This window comes from Herbaspirillum sp. LeCh32-8, from assembly GCF_017814915.1.
Classification (GTDB): Bacteria; Pseudomonadota; Gammaproteobacteria; order Burkholderiales; family Burkholderiaceae_D; genus Herbaspirillum.
The window spans coordinates 93,261-107,776 of the sequence record NZ_JAGIPZ010000007.1 but is presented as its reverse complement, the minus strand read 5'-3'; the positions used below and the strand labels follow the sequence as shown (position 1 = coordinate 107,776).

General features: G+C 64.9%; 17 protein-coding genes. 6 read left to right on the top strand and 11 right to left on the bottom strand.

The window, feature by feature from the left end:
* Nucleotide 1 precedes the first annotated feature (1 nt).
* Both J8I26_RS14090 and J8I26_RS14085 read right to left on the bottom strand, forming a co-directional pair.
* Nucleotides 2-724, bottom strand: coding sequence for a gluconate 2-dehydrogenase subunit 3 family protein (locus J8I26_RS14090; RefSeq protein WP_209607735.1), 723 nt, complete (start codon nt 722-724; stop codon nt 2-4).
* A gap of 279 nt (nt 725-1,003) precedes the next feature.
* Nucleotides 1,004-1,771 (bottom strand): dienelactone hydrolase family protein, encoded by a 768-nt coding sequence (locus J8I26_RS14085; RefSeq protein ID WP_209607734.1) that lies wholly within the window; start codon nt 1,769-1,771, stop codon nt 1,004-1,006.
* Nucleotides 1,772-2,066: 295 nt separating this feature from the next.
* On the opposite strand from J8I26_RS14085, the gene J8I26_RS14080 reads away from it, so the two are divergent.
* Both J8I26_RS14080 and J8I26_RS14075 read left to right on the top strand, forming a co-directional pair.
* On the top strand, nt 2,067-3,200 hold the full coding sequence (locus tag J8I26_RS14080) for a YjgN family protein (RefSeq protein WP_209607733.1): 1,134 nt from the start codon (nt 2,067-2,069) through the stop codon (nt 3,198-3,200).
* A 4-nt stretch (nt 3,201-3,204) separates the two neighbouring features.
* Nucleotides 3,205-4,206, top strand: coding sequence for a M48 family metallopeptidase (locus J8I26_RS14075; RefSeq protein ID WP_209607732.1), 1,002 nt, complete (start codon nt 3,205-3,207; stop codon nt 4,204-4,206).
* Here J8I26_RS14075 and J8I26_RS14070 read toward each other — a convergent pair.
* The gene (locus J8I26_RS14070) at nt 4,193-4,348 is read right to left on the bottom strand and encodes a hypothetical protein (RefSeq protein ID WP_209607731.1); all 156 of its coding nucleotides are present in this window, start codon (nt 4,346-4,348) and stop codon (nt 4,193-4,195) included. The genes J8I26_RS14075 and J8I26_RS14070 overlap by 14 nt on opposite strands.
* On the opposite strand from J8I26_RS14070, the gene J8I26_RS14065 reads away from it, so the two are divergent.
* Nucleotides 4,347-4,670 carry a hypothetical protein gene (locus J8I26_RS14065; protein ID WP_209607730.1) on the top strand — a complete coding sequence of 108 codons (324 nt, stop codon included), beginning with the start codon at nt 4,347-4,349 and terminating at the stop codon, nt 4,668-4,670. The genes J8I26_RS14070 and J8I26_RS14065 overlap by 2 nt on opposite strands.
* Before the next feature lie 7 nt (nt 4,671-4,677).
* Here the strand turns inward: J8I26_RS14065 and J8I26_RS14060 are convergent, their stop codons facing one another.
* The 4 genes from J8I26_RS14060 to J8I26_RS14045 all read right to left on the bottom strand — a co-directional run bounded on the left by J8I26_RS14060 (nt 4,678) and on the right by J8I26_RS14045 (nt 8,476).
* A complete protein-coding gene (locus J8I26_RS14060) occupies nt 4,678-6,048 on the bottom strand; it encodes an MmgE/PrpD family protein (RefSeq protein WP_245200332.1) in 1,371 nt (456 codons plus the stop codon).
* A gap of 101 nt (nt 6,049-6,149) precedes the next feature.
* The gene (locus J8I26_RS14055) at nt 6,150-6,941 is read right to left on the bottom strand and encodes a transporter substrate-binding domain-containing protein (protein ID WP_209607728.1); all 792 of its coding nucleotides are present in this window, start codon (nt 6,939-6,941) and stop codon (nt 6,150-6,152) included.
* 48 nt (nt 6,942-6,989) lie between these two features.
* On the bottom strand, nt 6,990-7,403 hold the full coding sequence (locus J8I26_RS14050; protein ID WP_209607727.1) for a RidA family protein: 414 nt from the start codon (nt 7,401-7,403) through the stop codon (nt 6,990-6,992).
* A 101-nt stretch (nt 7,404-7,504) separates the two neighbouring features.
* The gene (locus J8I26_RS14045) at nt 7,505-8,476 is read right to left on the bottom strand and encodes an agmatinase (protein ID WP_209607726.1); all 972 of its coding nucleotides are present in this window, start codon (nt 8,474-8,476) and stop codon (nt 7,505-7,507) included.
* 170 nt (nt 8,477-8,646) lie between these two features.
* Here J8I26_RS14045 and J8I26_RS14040 point away from each other — a divergent pair, with 170 nt between their 5' ends.
* Nucleotides 8,647-9,552, top strand: a complete 906-nt coding sequence (locus J8I26_RS14040) for a LysR family transcriptional regulator (protein ID WP_209607725.1) — start codon at nt 8,647-8,649, stop codon at nt 9,550-9,552.
* Nucleotides 9,553-9,882: 330 nt separating this feature from the next.
* On the opposite strand, the gene J8I26_RS14035 is transcribed toward J8I26_RS14040, so the two are convergent.
* The 3 genes from J8I26_RS14035 to J8I26_RS14025 form a co-directional block, all read right to left on the bottom strand.
* The gene (locus J8I26_RS14035; protein ID WP_209607724.1) at nt 9,883-10,032 is read right to left on the bottom strand and encodes a hypothetical protein; all 150 of its coding nucleotides are present in this window, start codon (nt 10,030-10,032) and stop codon (nt 9,883-9,885) included.
* Nucleotides 10,033-10,262: 230 nt separating this feature from the next.
* Nucleotides 10,263-11,132: a LysR family transcriptional regulator gene (locus J8I26_RS14030; RefSeq protein ID WP_209607723.1), complete on the bottom strand. Its 870-nt coding sequence runs from the start codon at nt 11,130-11,132 to the stop codon at nt 10,263-10,265.
* A gap of 91 nt (nt 11,133-11,223) precedes the next feature.
* Nucleotides 11,224-12,054 (bottom strand): fumarylacetoacetate hydrolase family protein, encoded by an 831-nt coding sequence (locus J8I26_RS14025; RefSeq protein WP_245200331.1) that lies wholly within the window; start codon nt 12,052-12,054, stop codon nt 11,224-11,226.
* 137 nt (nt 12,055-12,191) lie between these two features.
* On the opposite strand from J8I26_RS14025, the gene J8I26_RS14020 reads away from it, so the two are divergent.
* Nucleotides 12,192-12,725 carry a MerR family transcriptional regulator gene (locus J8I26_RS14020; protein ID WP_209607722.1) on the top strand — a complete coding sequence of 178 codons (534 nt, stop codon included), beginning with the start codon at nt 12,192-12,194 and terminating at the stop codon, nt 12,723-12,725.
* Nucleotides 12,726-12,737: 12 nt separating this feature from the next.
* Nucleotides 12,738-13,769: an aldo/keto reductase gene (locus J8I26_RS14015; RefSeq protein ID WP_209607721.1), complete on the top strand. Its 1,032-nt coding sequence runs from the start codon at nt 12,738-12,740 to the stop codon at nt 13,767-13,769.
* 58 nt (nt 13,770-13,827) lie between these two features.
* Here the strand turns inward: J8I26_RS14015 and J8I26_RS14010 are convergent, their stop codons facing one another.
* Nucleotides 13,828-14,502: an amino acid ABC transporter permease gene (locus tag J8I26_RS14010; RefSeq protein ID WP_209607720.1), complete on the bottom strand. Its 675-nt coding sequence runs from the start codon at nt 14,500-14,502 to the stop codon at nt 13,828-13,830.
* Nucleotides 14,503-14,516 lie beyond the last annotated feature (14 nt).

Sequence of the window (14,516 nt, the reverse complement as noted above, 5' to 3'; positions counted from 1 at the left end):
ATCAGCCCTTTTCTCCCAGAATCGACACAGGGCCGTACGGATATTTAACGTTGTACTGGTCCACCCAGTCCAGATAGTCGGCGCGCGCGCCGGGGAAGCCGACCATCTTCCAGCCGCCCATCTTCTGGTTGCCGCCGTACATCGGATCGGCGAAGTAGCCTTCCTTGGTATTGCCCAGCATGAAGCTGAAGAAGGTCTTGGCCGGAACGGCTTCGAACTGGATCTTGCCGCCTTCCATCTGCTTCAGGACGTCGACCTGCTTGGCCTTGTCCAGCTCGGCGAACACCTTGCCCAGGTTCTTGGTACACCAGTCGTTGCAGGCGGCGATGCCCTGGCGATAAATGTCGCGCGGCACCAGCGACAGCTGATAGCCCATCTCGGGAGCCTGATCGGTATGGAAGGGACCTTGCATGTACCACAGTTTGCCCGCGCCGTAGGGTGTTTCCATCTGGCGGTCGATGAACTCGGGCACGCCGGTTTCCAGGGCGCCGGCGCCGTACTGGTCGGAAGGGATGAGGTGGTCGACGGCGGCGTTGATGAACGCCCATTCGGCCGCGTTGAAGTAAGTCGGGGTATAAGCGCGCGGCTTGCCCGGCTCGGAATTGTCGGCGATCGCCGGCTGGCTGACTGCGACTGCGGTGGCGCCGCCTAGCGTGCTTGCTGCTGGGACGATGGCCAACACCTGACGCAGGAAGCGCCGCCTCGGCTCTTTATCTTGTGACATGACTATCCTTTGGACTGTGGTGGATTGAGGAGATGACTGCCGGACACTGGGACATCGCCGATTGCCGGGATGAGCTCATCCCGGCCACCGTCGATGACGGTTGCCTCTTGTCGTGGTTTTCCCTGCCCGGTTCCTGGCGCCGGACGAAGAAAATTGCTTTATCGCTGGTAAGGGCGACTTGCAAAAAGCTGTGCACCTTGGCTCGCTGGTTTCATGGTTGAAAACAACTGGCTGTACTCTGAATACGATCAGGCGGCGCATACGCCGCCTGGTCAAGCTTTAAGCAAACAGTTCGCCGAAGAAATTCTTCAGCGCCGCCGACGCGCGCCGGGCGGTCTGGCGGTGATAGAAGAAGCCCGGATTGTTGGCATCCGGATCGGTGAAGGAATGGCCGGCCTGGCCGTAGTTGACCAGCTGCCAGTCGAGCTTGGCCGCGCTCATCTCGTCGATGAAGGCGTTGACCTGGTCGCGCGGCACCGACGGATCCTGCACGCCGTGCAGCACCAGCACCGCGCCCTTGATCTTGCTGCCGTCCGGGGTCGGGGTGTCGAGCGCGCCGTGCAGCGACACCGTGCCGCGCACGTCGGCGCCCGAACGCGCCAGTTCCAGCGCAGCGGTGCCGCCGAAGCAGAAACCGCAGGCGCCGAACTTGCCGGCGGCGATCTTGACCTTTTGCTGGCCGCGGAAGGCTTCCAGCGCGGCGTTCATGCGCTTTTGCAGTTCCGGACGATCCTTTTTCAGGGCGACGATCACGGCCATCGCCTCGTCGCCGTTGGTCGGGCGCACGGTCTTGCCGTACACGTCGGCCACGAAGATGGCGTGCTCGGCACCGACGGTGGTGGCGGCGATTTCCAGCGCCTGCTGGCGGATGCCGAAGTAGTTCGGCACGGCCAGTACGCCGGAGACCGGCGGCCTGGCCTTGTTGAACAGCAGCACGTTTTCGTAGTCGACGCCGTCGATCGTGTGGATGATCGTTTCAATGGCGAGATCGGCGGCTGCAATACCGAGTTTCTCGGCAATTGCGGCGGCATTCCAGGACTGGGACATCGGGGCTCCTTGGGTTGGCGTACGCCGGCGCAGCCGGCGTCGAGGAATTTTGTAGTGGCGCGGTTGCGCAGGATCAATGCAATCGGACTGCGCATAACCCGATATGTTCGCACAAAGCATGCAGCTCTGCAGGAGGTCATACCAGCTAATGCAAGCTGCATTCAGGATCCATCCATGCATCACCCCTACAAACCGCATGGCTATTGGAGCCCGCTTGACATTTTACTGCGAGCAATAGATTCTTCGGCTCACCCGCACGGCAGCCTTACCTTCCAACAAGATAAAAAGGGGTTCCATGAGCGATATCTCCGATCAGAACGGCCAGCCCGACGCCACGCCATCCAGCGCCTCCGGTTTCAACCCGGCGGATTCCTTCCCTGCCGCGCCCGTCCCGGCGTCGTCACCCGAGCGTTTCAGCTTCAGCGGCCGCGGCTCCGAGTACTTCCGCATCTGGATCGTCAACCTGCTGCTGTCCCTCATCACTTTAGGCGTCTATTCGGCCTGGGCCAAGGTAAGGCGGCTGCGTTATTTTTATGGCAACACCACCGTAGCCGGAACCAGCTTCGACTATCACGGCAACGCCATCGCCATCCTCAAGGGCCGCGCGGTCGCCGTGGTGCTGCTGTTCGTCTACCACACCGCCTTCAACCTGAGCCCGGTCCTCGGCCTGCTCGCGCTGGCCGCGATGGGCCTGGCGGTGCCGTGGCTGATCTGGCGCAGCCTGCAGTTCAAGCTGTACAACTCCAGCTATCGCGGCATCCGCTTCGGTTTTCGCGGCAGCGCCGGCGGCGCCTACAAGGCCTACCTGCTGTGGCCGGTGCTGTCGGTGTTCACGCTCTACCTGCTGGCGCCCTTCGCCCACCAGCGCATCAAGCGCTTCCAGCACAACGAATCGCGCTTCGGCACCAGCCACTTTTCGTTCCACGCCTCGGTCGGCGGCTTCTACAAGACCTACCTGCTGGGCATGGGCATCTGGCTGGTCGGCTTCATCGCCATCCTGCTGGCCTTCGGCAGCAGCATCGTCGCGCTCGCCTCAGCCGAGGGCGCCGGCGCCCATCATGGCGGTGGCCTGTCGTTCCTGCTGATGTTCCTGTCGGTGTATGTCTGGTCCTTCCTGGCGCTGCCGCTGTTCTTCACGCTGCTGCAAAACCTGATCTGGAACCACACGCGCCTGGGCGAACATCGCTTCGCCAGCGACATGCGCTGGGGCCGCACCATGCTGATCATGCTGACCAACGTCATCGGCATCGTCTGCACGCTAGGCCTGTACACGCCCTTTGCGCAGATCCGCCTGATGCGCTACCGCATCGAGTCCATGAGCCTGCAACCGGCCGGCGGACTGGACGAGTTCATCGCCTCCACCGAAGCCGCCGGCTCGGCCGCCGGCGAAGGCATGACCGACCTGCTCGACTTCGACCTCTCGCTGTGACGGCATGCAGGTCGCGGCGCATTACTACGATGGCAAGACTTCCCGGCGTTACGCGGTAACGCTGGAAGTCGTGGACGGCGTGGCGCAACTGCGCGGCGACATCGAGCGCAGCCTGCCCATTGCGCAGCTGCGCGTGTCGGAGCGCTTCAACCGCGCCCCGCGCAAGGTCACCTTCCCCGATGGCGCCTATCTGGAGATCCTCGACCGCGAGGCATTCTCCGCCCTGCTGCACAGCACGCGTCATCAGGATGGACTGGTGGTGCGCATCCAGCAGAACTGGCGCGCTACCCTGGCCGCAGCCGCGGCGCTGATCCTGGTGGTGGTGCTGAGTTATATGTGGCTGCTGCCGCTGGCGGCCGAAGGGGCAGCCAAGGCGCTCCCGGTGGAGGTCGACCGCAAGGTCGGCGCCGGCACGCTGGATTTTCTCGACCGGCATGTGCTAGCCCCGACCGCCTTGCCGGCCGCGCGGCGCAATGCCATCGTCGCGCGTTTTCGCTCGATGGCCGCGCCGCTGCCCGATGCGCCTGCGTTTGAGATCGTGTTCCGCAAGAGCAGGATCGGCCCCAACGCCTTCGCCCTGCCCTCCGGCCAGATCGTGGTGACCGACGAGATCGTGCAGCTCCTCAATGACGACGAAGCGCTGATGGGCGTGCTGGCGCACGAGCTGGGTCATGTGCACCAGCGCCATCTGATGCGGCGCCTGATCCAGAGCTCGGCCGTCGGCGCGGCGGCCACCGTGCTGTTCGGCGACGTGTCGGCGGTGCTGGCCAACATCCCCACGCTGCTGGTCGACATGAAGTACTCACGCGACTTCGAGCGCGAGGCCGACGACTACGCCATCGCCATGTTCCGCGCCAACGGCATGCCGCGCCAGAAATTGGCCTACGTGTTCGAACGGCTCGACGAGCGCAGTCATGGCGACGACAGCGGCAGCAGCATTCCGCCCTACCTCTCCAGCCACCCGGCCACGCCGGATCGCATCCGTCACATTCTCAGCGCGCCGTGATGTCTGCGCGGGCGCAAGGATGAGCTGCAACCTTGCCCTCAGGAACGCCGGCGCTGCTCAGTATTTCCACGATCAGAATTTCCCCGATTTTGCCGGCGTCGGCCTGCGGATACAGTGTCGTCATCGAGGAGTTTTCACGCATGAACAAGCTGACCAAAGCAGCCATCGTCCTGACCTTGTTGAGCAGTCCCTGGGCCTGGATGCAGCAGGTGCTGGCCGCACGCACCGCAGAACTTTCCATCTCCGCCGTCGTGACCGGCAATTGCCGCATCCGCATGATCGAGCCGTCCGGTATCTATGTCGTCGATTGCTCTGACAATGTCGCGCGACCGCAAACCCTGCGCACGACGGGCGACCTGGTCTCGCCGCCGACCACAGGCGACGCGCCGGCGCGAACGCGCAATGCTGCCGACACAGGCAATGGCCCGCCCCGCCGGGAAAGCGTCACCACGCTGGTCTATTGAACGCCACTCAGCCGAACAAGCCGCGCACGCTGCCGCGCGTCTCCAGCGCGCGCAGCGCCGCCGACAGCGACGGCAGGCGCAACTGCGCATAGCGCAGGCAGGCATTGAACTTGTCGTCGATCTCCGAGAGCGTCAACGGATAGCGTGCAGCGCCACGCGCAAAATCGCGAAAGCCCTGCAACACGTGGCCATCGTGCAAGGCGATGCTGAGCTCCGCGCCCTCGGGCGCAGCAGCGCGATAAGCCTCATCCTCCCACACCGGGCCGCTGCACATCGACACCTTCGCCATCAGCGCGCGCAGCTGCGCATCGGCCAGCACCTCCGGCGACAGATGCTCCAATTCCAGCTTGCCGTACAGCAGCGCCGCGGCGACCGCGAACGGCATGCTGAACTGCGCCTGCTGCGGTGTGGCCGGATCGTCATGGATCAGGTTGGCGATGACGATGGGCGGCACGTTGCAGGAGATCGCTGCGATCTCGTCGAGGGCAATGTCGTGCTCGCGCACCAGCTCCAGCGCCACATCGACTGCCGCATGCGACGACAGGCACACCGGGATGCGCTTGACGTCCACGCCCGGATCGAGCAAGGCCCAGTTGCGCCCCAAGGCATCGAATGCCTGGGGATGAAACTGTCCGCCGTTGAACAGCCGGACGAAACCGTTGCGGTGCTCGAAGGCATCCACCGGCCCGCTGGCGCCGGCTTGCGCCATCAGCGCCGCCGTCACCCCGGCCTCGGCCGCGCGTCCGGCCAGGAAGGCCTTGCCATCGGTGCCGAAACAAGCCTTGACGCCAGCCGCGCCGGCCACCGCCAGGCCCAGTGCCTGGGCGGTCTGCGCTGCATCCAGTCGCAGCAACTTGGCCGCTGCCGCGCACGCCCCTACCGGTCCCAGCACGCCGGTGGTCCACCAGCCCTGGTCGTACAGCACATTGGCGCTGGCCAGGCCGAGCGCGTATTCGCACTCGGCGCCGGCCACGACGGCGGTGATCAGCTGGGCCCCACCGGCGTCGACATGCTGTGCCGCGGCCAGCGCCGCCGGCGCAATCACGGCCGAGCCATGCACGAAGCCGGCGTAGCAGTTGTCGTCAAAATCCAGCGCATGCGCGGCCACGCCATTGGCGAAGGCGGCACGGCGCAGGTCACAGCGCTGGTCGGTGCCGACGATGGCGCAGGGACCGATGCCGGCCGACATGCCGGCCACGGCGCGGGCATGCGCTGCCACCTGCGTCGCGGAACCGGCGGCGATCACGCCGAGCGTGTCGATCAGGCAGGTCAGCGCAATGCCGCGCACCTCGGCGGGAATATCGGCGGCCTCAAGGCCCGCCACCCAGCGCGCCATCTTTGCGATGGCGCCGCCGTCTTCATGGGATAACTGTGTCAAGTGAACTCCTGTGCGCATGTCTCGGAAGAGACGCCAACGAAAAACGGCCGGTCCCTCGGGAACCGGCCGTGCGATGCAAGGGGCGCTTCACGCCGCCGCGATCAGTCCGGCAATTGTCCGGCCGGCGCGCCCAGCCAGGTCTGCGAAAACTTGTCGATGGTGCCGTCTGTGCGCGCCTCGCGGATGATCATGTTGATCTTGGCCAGCAGCGTCGGCTCGCCCTTTGGCATGGCGACGTAGCACGGCGCGTTGGCCAGGATCACCTTCAGCTCCATGTCCAGCGACGGGTTCATCTTCTGCAGCGCGGCAGCTACCGTGGTGCCGGTGGCGAACATCTGCACCTGGCCGGCGAGGTAGGCCGACAGGGTCGAGTTGTTGTCTTCGAAGCGCTTGACCACCGCGCCCGGCGCCGCCTTCTCCAGCTCCTGGTCCTGCATCGAGCCGCGCGTCACCGAGATGGTCTTGCCGTTGAGTTCATCAAAGGTGGTGGCCTTGACCTTCTTGGTGCCGAACACGGCGTCGAAGAACGGCGCATAGGCGATACTGAAGTCGACCACCTTGGCGCGCTCGGCAGTCTTGCCCAGCGACGAGATGGTGATGTCGGCCTTGTTGGTTTGCAGATAAGCGATGCGGTTGGGTGCGGTCACGGGAATGAGATCGACCTTCACCCCCAGCTTCTTGCCGATCAGGTTGGCCATGTCGATGTCGTAACCGCGCGGCGTCATGTCGGTGCCGACCGAACCATAGGGCGCGTAGTCGGTCGGCACCGCCACGCGAATCGACTTGCGCGACATGATCGTCTGGTAGAGATCGTCGGCAAAGGCATTGGCCGAAGAGAGGCAGGCGACTGCCGCAGTGAGGCTGATCAGTCCGAGTAGCGAGCGGCGTTTCATTGCAGGTCCTTTCTGGAGAGTGGGGCCGGGTGGTCGAAGCGTGGCGAATCAGTCGGGGATGACAGCGGTGGCGTCGATCTCGACCAGGTATTCGGGACGGGCGAAGGCGGTCACGACGATGCCGGTCGAGACCGGAAACACGCCCTTCATCCACTTGCCCATCACCAGGTAGACGTCTTCGCGAAAGCGCGGGTCGGAGATGTAGACGGTGACCTTGCAGATGTGCTCCAGCTTGCTGCCGGCTTCCTTGAGCAGCATGTCGATGTTCTTCATCGCCTGCTCGGCCTGGCCGCGCACGTCGCCGATGCAGACGCTCTTGGAGGTGTCGAGATCCTGGCCGATCTGGCCGCGCAGAAAGACCATGGTGCCGCGCGCCACGACGGCCTGGCACAGGTCGTTGTCGATCTTCTGCTCCGGATAGGTTTCCTTGGTGTTGAACTTGCGAATGCGTGTATGTGCCATGTCTGTTCCCGATGATGAGGTTTGCTTGAAGGGACTGCGGTATGTCTTGATTGCGCCCCGCGGTGTGCGGCGTGTTCCATGCGTTGCGCGTGTTTCGCGTATTACTTCTTGTCGAAATAGCCGGCACGGATGGTGGCGCCGATCAGGTTCACGATCAGGCGGCCGGCGGTCACGCAGCTGATCTTGCTGGCGTTGTCCTTGGCCGGCTGGATCTCGACGATGTCCATGCCGATCACGCGTCCCTTCTTCACCAGGCCGTGAATCAATTTCCGTGCCTGCAGGAAGGTCACGCCGCCCGGCGCGGGGCCGTCGACGGCCGGCATCATGGCGCAGTCGAGGCCGTCGGCGTCGATGGTCAGGTAATAGTTGCCGCCGTCGGGAATGCGCGCCAGCACGGCGTCCATGCCGATGTCATGCAGCTCGTAAGCGGTGACCAGGTCGGCGCCCCACTCCTTGGCCGCACGGTAGTCGGCGGGACGGCCGCTGCCCTGGGCGCGCAGGCCGATCTGCACGATGTGCTTGATGAACGGCAACTCGGAGGCGCGGCGAATCACGCTGGACAAGCCGTCGCGCACGCCGTTGACCTCGTCGCGCCAATCCAGGTGGGCGTCGATATGCACCAGCGTCACCGGGCCGACTTCATCGAAGCCGCGCAATACCGGATTGGTGATGCCGTGGTCGCCGCCCAGCACGATGGGCATGCCGCCGCCGCGCAGGATCTGGCGCACCGCGATCTCTGCGCGGCGCTTGTGATCATCGGGCTTGGCGAGGTCGGGCAACACATCGCCGCAATCGACAAAGCGGATGTCGTCGCGTTCCTGTAGCAACGGGCCGTCGATATCGAAGTCGTAGTGCGAAGGATGACGCACCATGCGGTCGGTCAGCTCGCGCAACGCCTGGGGCGCATTGGTCTGGTCGTTGCTGTATTGGCGCGGGCCGTAAGCGGCGCCGAACGGCATCCCCAGTACGGCGATGTCGGATTTCAGTTGCGTCTGTTCGGTGAAGTCGGTCACCAGCTCGGAGTAAAGCAAGGTCTTGTGGCCGGTGCGCGGAGGTGTGGTGAGTTGTTCCATGGCTGGGCATCCTGGGTAAAAGATCGGGACGGATCCGGGCGGCGGCGGGCTTGGGTTCCGCCGCCGTGGTGAACCTACTGTAGCCAGCCGATGAGGCAATAAAAAATGATTCTTTTGGGGGTATAGTCTTGCTTTCCAAGACTTTATGGCCGGCAAGGAAACGCCCCAAAATGATCCGTCTCGATTTCGATGAGCGCGACCTGCGCTCGCTGCGGGTGTTCTGCAACGTTGCCGAAGCGGGCGGCTTTGCCGCGGCGGAAAAATTGCTGCACATGTCCAAGGCCTCCATCAGCCGCCACGTGCGCGAGGTTGAGGAGCGCCTCGGCGTACGTCTGTGCGAGCGCGGCCCGGCGGGCTTCCGGCTCACGCCCGAGGGCGAGGTGGCGCTCAAGTTGGCGACCGGCGCGCTGCGTTCGCTGGAACGTATCCGACCGGAAATTGACGCAGTGCACGGCGTGCTCTCCGGGCCGCTGGCGCTGGGCGTGGTGGAGCATGCCCTGAGCCATCCTGACTGCAAGCTGCCGCAGGCGATCGCCATGTTGAAGCGGCGCGCGCCGATGGTGCAGCCGCGCATCGAAGTCATGACGTTTCCCGAACTCAACCAGGCGCTGCGCGAGCAGCGGGTCGATGTCGCCATCCGGGGCCGCTATCCGGGCGAGGACGAATTCGATTTCCTGCCGCTGTTTTCAGAGAGCCACCGCATCTATGGATCGGTGCGGCGGGAGGGCAAGGAAGGCCGCCCGGCGCGCGAACCGTCGTTGGTCTACCGTCCCCATCCCTATGTGGATGCCGTGCTGGCGGCTGGCGGCTACGTGCGCGGCCCCGATGCCGGCGGGCTGGAAGCCATCGCGCTGCTGGTGGCCACCGGTGACTATGTCGGCCTGCTGCCCACCCACTACGCCCAACTGATCGGCAAGCGCTACGCACTGCGCGCCCGGCGCGGCAGCCCCAGCTTTCAGCACACGATCTGCGCGGTGACCGATCCCGGACGGCCATCCACGCATCGCTCGGACCTGTTTCTCTCCATCCTGCGCGAGTTCCACGCCCGCCCGTCGAAGAGCGGCGCGAGCGCATAGCACCAGAGGGGCGCGGCGCACGCCAAAACAGGGCATCGCGCCGGCGCGGCGCGCATGGGAACACGACTGCCCAGCCCGAATGGGCTGAATTGGTGCGCACTTATGGCAGGGGAAAATACCTGAAAAACGTGGGAGGAGCCGAGCCGGACGGCGAAGGCCGCCAAAACGGGGGATATTGCCGGAACAGGCGGAACAGCGGGGAGGAAGACTGCGGGAATACGACGACCGGCACCAGTGACGACACGGAAAACGCCGGCTTGAAATGAAACATCAGGCGAAGCATCAAACGCATTGCGGCGGCCGCCTTTGGGCTGGCCGCCGTCCGGAACATCACTGTCGGCGGTTGCTGCCGTCCATCGGCGACAGGCCGGAGTACAGGCTGCAGCACTGCGGCTCGCCGCGGTGCGAACCCGTGGTCAGGTCGCCCGAATCGTTCAGGTAGTCGACCAATTTGCGATAGAGCTTTGTGATGTATTTCATGACACCCCCCACTGTTTGCTTTGGGTTGAACCAGGTACTACCGGACTTTCGCCGAGGCGGCAAAGCGGCGCAGCCTCCTTGAAATTGTTTATAACATTTATTCTATGTCCGACTTGGATGCCCGTCTATCAGGAAAAGTCTTAGAAAAGCATGGTTGTTGCCTTTCCCCCTCACCCTCACCGTAGTCCGCAAAGACAGGCCGGGCTTGGCTGTGAGGCCTACCGGCAGATTTACCGTGCGCCGGCGTGCGCCAGCAGCCACTCCCTGAAGGCAGTCATGGCCGCGGTCTCCTGCTTTGATTTGAGCCGCGTCAGCCAGTAGGCGCCTGCGACGATATGGGTTTCAAAAGGACAGACCAGCCGGCCCTGCCTCAGTTCCCGCTCGAACATCAGCACCGGCAGCAGCGCAACGCCGGCCTGCTGCGCCGCGGCTTCGGCCATGGTGAGCGAAGAGTCGAAAACGAAGCCGCGAATGGGCGGGCATGGCGCACCGGCGGCGGCGAACCACTCGTTCCACTCCTCGCTGCGGTAGGAGCGCAACAATGTCTCACCGGCAAGGTCGGCCGGACGACGCAGGCGGGCGGCGATCTCCGGCGCGCACATCGGCGCCAGCGGCGCGCTGAACAGACGTTCAGCATCCGTGCCATGCCATGCACCGTCGCCAAAACGGATCGCGTAATCCAGCCCCTCCCCGGCCAGGTCGACGCGGTTGTTGTTGGTCAGCAGGCGCAGGTCGACGAACGGCCAGGTCTGCTGGAACTCGCGCAGGCGCGGCATCAGCCAGCCCACGGCGAAGGTGCCCACCACGCCCAGCGTCAGCACCTCGCGCTTGCGGCCGTTCTCGAACTGCGCCAGCACGGTGCCGATGCGACTGAAGGATTCGGCCAGCACCGGCAACAGCGCCAGCCCCTCATCGGTCAGCGCCAGGCCGCGCGGCAGGCGGCGGAACAAGCCTACGCCCAGGCGCTCCTCGAGGTTCTTGACCTGCATGCTGACGGCGGTCTGGGTGACGTTGAGTTCGGCGGCGGCGCGCGTGAAGGACAAATGCCGGGCCGAAGCCTCGAAGGCGCGCAGGGCGTTCAGCGGCAAATACGTGGACATGGGAGCTCTATGGCGTAGTCAGAACGGGCACGGCGCAAAGGGACGCCGGCCCCCCGGTTCAGTGGGCACTCAATAGATATAGCGCCGGCCGTCAATCGGCAAAGCGCAATGCCACGCCGCCGATGCCTTCCAACGTCGCTTCCACCAGCGTACCGGCGCGCGCGTTGACAAGCCCGGTGCAAGAGCCGGTGGTGACGAACTGCCCCTTCTTCAGTGGCATGCCGCGCAGCGCGCAGTGGCGCGCCAGCCAGGCCAGCGTCGGCCACAGCTCGGCGGGGTTGCCGCCGGTGGTGCGCGCGGCTTCACGGCCGTCGATCGCCAGGGTGGCGACGATGGCGTCCAGTTCGGGCGCATTGGCCGGCATGGGGATGGCCTCGCCCACCACCAGCGCGCCATGACTTTGCAGGTCGGCCATGGACGCCCACGGATTTTCGCAGGGTAGCCGGCCCAGCCGGGTTTCCACCACCTCGATGGCGGGCATCACGGCATCGAACACGTCCAGCAATTGCTCGCGGGAGAGCAGCTCATTGCCGGGGTCGCAGTCGCGTCCCACGCGCAGGGCCAGCTCCACCTCCAGGCCGCGCTGACGCCATTGCGGGCCGGAGAGTCGGGCACCCGACGCCATCACACAAGACAGCGGCAACGGCGAACAGGCCGGCTCGAAGCCCCGCCCCTTGCTGCCCACCTTCCAGGCGCCGACCGGCCCCAGTTGCAGCAGCTGCGCATCCTGGACCGCGTAGGCGGTGGCGGCGTCGCCCACCGCCAGGCGGCGCCAGTCGAGCACGACGCCGCTGTTGCGGGCGTCCAGCAAAAGTTGGGTGGCGGCATGGATATTCATTTCAATCTTCTCCGGCGACGACATGAGGATGACGGTAACAAGGACGGCGGTGGCCATGCGGCGCAGCACCGACAGGCAGCGCATTGTACGCGTTGACGGCGCGCGCGACAGCATGACAGACCGACAACAAACCACCCTCGTCTGCACGCCCGGGCGGACTTGCAGATAATGGGCGAATTGCGCTTGACTTAGAGCGCGCTCCAACTTCTAGACTGCCTGCCATGACGACCTCCATGACCATTGCCCAGGCCGCCGCCGCCACCGGCCTGTCGGTGCATACCCTGCGTTACTACGAACGCATCGGCCTGCTCGACCCGGTCGAACGGCGCGACAACAGCCATCGCCGCTTCACCCAGGAAGACCTGAACTGGATCGGCTTTCTGTTGAAGCTCAAGGCGACCGGCCTGCCGGTGCGCGCGATGCTGCGCTACGCCGAACTGCGTCGCCTGGGCAACAGCCTGGAGAGCGTCAAGGAACGCAAAGCGATCTTGCTGGATCACACCCTTTGCGTACAACACACGCTGGCTGAACTGCAAAGCAATCTGGCGGTACTGCATCAGAAAATCGCCCTGTACGGCGACATGGAAGAAGAAGCGCAGCAAGAAGCGAACAAGCACGCCACGGCGCCATCCGCGCCCGCGCCGCGCAAGAGCGACCGCAAACCGGCGCGCTCCGGCGCTTCCCGCTCCGCTTCTCCGTCCGCTTCCGATACGCATGCCGATGCCGCCACCGCAGCCCAGGCCGGCGCCAACTGAAAAGGACGCCAAATGACTGACAAGACCACCGCCCACCTGCAACCCGACTCTGCCGTCGGCACCCGCCGCCTGGGCGCCAACGGTCCGCTGGTTTCCGCCATCGGCCTGGGCTGCATGGGCATGAGCGACTTCTATGCCCATCGCGACGACGCCGAATCGCTGGCCACCATCGACCGAGCGCTGGAGCTGGGCGTCAACCTGCTCGACACGGCCGACATGTACGGCCCCTTCACCAATGAAGAGCTGGTCGGCAAGGCGCTCAAGGGACGCCGCGACAAGTTCTTCGTCGCCACCAAGTTCGGCTTCAAGCGCGATCCCAACGACCCTGCGGTGCGCGGCGTCGACGGCAGCCCGGCCTATATCCGTCAGGCCATCGACGGCAGCCTGAAGCGCCTGGGCGTGGACACCATCGACCTCTACTACCAGCACCGCGTCGATCCCAACACGCCCATCGAAGCCACCGTGGGCGTGCTGGCCGACCTGGTCAAGGACGGCAAGATCCGCTACATCGGCCTGTCGGAAGCCTCGGCCGCCACCATCGAACGCGCCCACCGGGTGCATCCGATCACCGCGCTGCAAAGCGAATACTCGCTGTGGACGCGCGATCCGGAACACGAGGCGCTGGCCGTCTGCCGCAAGCTGGGCATCGGCTTCGTTGCCTATAGTCCGCTGGGTCGCGGCTTCCTGACCGGCGCCATTACCCGCTTCGAGGATCTGGCCGAGGATGACTTCCGTCGCACCAACCCGCGCTTCCAGGGCGAGAACTTTGCCAGGAACCTGCAGCTGGTGGACAAGGTGAAGCAGCTGGCGCAAGGCTACGGTTGCACGCCCAGCCAACTGGCGCTGGCCTGGGTGATGGCGCAGGATCCGCACGTGGTGCCCATTCCCGGCACCAAGCGCCGCAAGTACCTGGAGGAAAACGCCGGCGCCTTCAGCGTCAAGCTGAGCCCGCAACATCTGCAGGAATTGAACGCACTGTTCCCGGCAGGAGCGGCCGTGGGGGATCGTTATACCGAGGCCAGCATGCAGATGCTCAACGGCTGAGCCTTCCGCCCCGCCCGACAAAAAAAGCCCGGAGCGATCCGGGCTTTTTTCGCGCTCATCAATGCAATGCGCGGTTGCGGTTCTCCAGCCGGGAAAGCCAGCGCACCAGCGGCAGCAGCAGGATCAGGTACAACAGCGCAGCCAGCACGATGGGCGACGGGTTGTACACCAGCGACTGCGCATCGCGCGCCACGCGTAACAGCTCGGGCAGCGCGACCACGCTGGCGATGGTGGTCAGCTTGATCACCTCGATGCAATTGCCCACCAGGTCGGGCAAGGCATTGCGCGCGGCCTGCGGCACCACCACGTAAGCCAGCGCCTGCGCGCGCGACAGGCCGGTCGAGCGCGCCGCCTCCATCTGCCCGTGCGGCACGCTCTCGATGCCGGCGCGCAGCACCTCGGCGAAATAGCTGGAGTTGTTGAACATGAAGCCGATCGCCACCGCCAGCAGCTTGGGCAACTCCAGTCCAAGGAACGGCGCGCCGAAGTAAATCAGGATCAACAGCACCAGCGGCGGGAAGGAGCGGAAGAAATCCACATACACCGCCACCGCGATGCGCACCGCGCGCGAGCCGCTCTGCGTGGCCAGCAGCGCCAGCGCGAGACCGGAGACGATGCCGATGGGGATCACCAGCAAGGACAGCCACACCGTGGTCCACAGGCCGCCCAGCAGGAACGGCAGCACATCGCGGTAGACCTGCAGGTTGAAGAAGTTTTGCAGCAAGGCTTCCATGGTTGCTTTGTTTC

Excerpts from the sequence above, each read along its gene's own strand:
- J8I26_RS14035 (WP_209607724.1), bottom strand. The coding sequence starts at position 10,032 with ATGAAATACATCACAAAGCTCTATCGCAAATTGGTCGACTACCTGAAC.
- J8I26_RS14015 (WP_209607721.1), top strand. The coding sequence starts at position 12,738 with ATGACTGACAAGACCACCGCCCACCTGCAACCCGACTCTGCCGTCGGC.
- J8I26_RS14085 (WP_209607734.1), bottom strand. The coding sequence starts at position 1,771 with ATGTCCCAGTCCTGGAATGCCGCCGCAATTGCCGAGAAACTCGGTATT.
- J8I26_RS14075 (WP_209607732.1), top strand. The coding sequence starts at position 3,205 with ATGCAGGTCGCGGCGCATTACTACGATGGCAAGACTTCCCGGCGTTAC.
- J8I26_RS14040 (WP_209607725.1), top strand. The coding sequence starts at position 8,647 with ATGATCCGTCTCGATTTCGATGAGCGCGACCTGCGCTCGCTGCGGGTG.
- J8I26_RS14090 (WP_209607735.1), bottom strand. The coding sequence starts at position 724 with ATGTCACAAGATAAAGAGCCGAGGCGGCGCTTCCTGCGTCAGGTGTTG.
- J8I26_RS14070 (WP_209607731.1), bottom strand. The coding sequence starts at position 4,348 with ATGCGTGAAAACTCCTCGATGACGACACTGTATCCGCAGGCCGACGCC.
- J8I26_RS14055 (WP_209607728.1), bottom strand. The coding sequence starts at position 6,941 with ATGAAACGCCGCTCGCTACTCGGACTGATCAGCCTCACTGCGGCAGTC.
- J8I26_RS14010 (WP_209607720.1), bottom strand. The coding sequence starts at position 14,502 with ATGGAAGCCTTGCTGCAAAACTTCTTCAACCTGCAGGTCTACCGCGAT.
- J8I26_RS14020 (WP_209607722.1), top strand. The coding sequence starts at position 12,192 with ATGACGACCTCCATGACCATTGCCCAGGCCGCCGCCGCCACCGGCCTG.
- J8I26_RS14045 (WP_209607726.1), bottom strand. The coding sequence starts at position 8,476 with ATGGAACAACTCACCACACCTCCGCGCACCGGCCACAAGACCTTGCTT.
- J8I26_RS14050 (WP_209607727.1), bottom strand. The coding sequence starts at position 7,403 with ATGGCACATACACGCATTCGCAAGTTCAACACCAAGGAAACCTATCCG.
- J8I26_RS14065 (WP_209607730.1), top strand. The coding sequence starts at position 4,347 with ATGAACAAGCTGACCAAAGCAGCCATCGTCCTGACCTTGTTGAGCAGT.
- J8I26_RS14030 (WP_209607723.1), bottom strand. The coding sequence starts at position 11,132 with ATGTCCACGTATTTGCCGCTGAACGCCCTGCGCGCCTTCGAGGCTTCG.
- J8I26_RS14025 (WP_245200331.1), bottom strand. The coding sequence starts at position 12,054 with ATGCGCTGCCTGTCGGTGCTGCGCCGCATGGCCACCGCCGTCCTTGTT.
- J8I26_RS14080 (WP_209607733.1), top strand. The coding sequence starts at position 2,067 with ATGAGCGATATCTCCGATCAGAACGGCCAGCCCGACGCCACGCCATCC.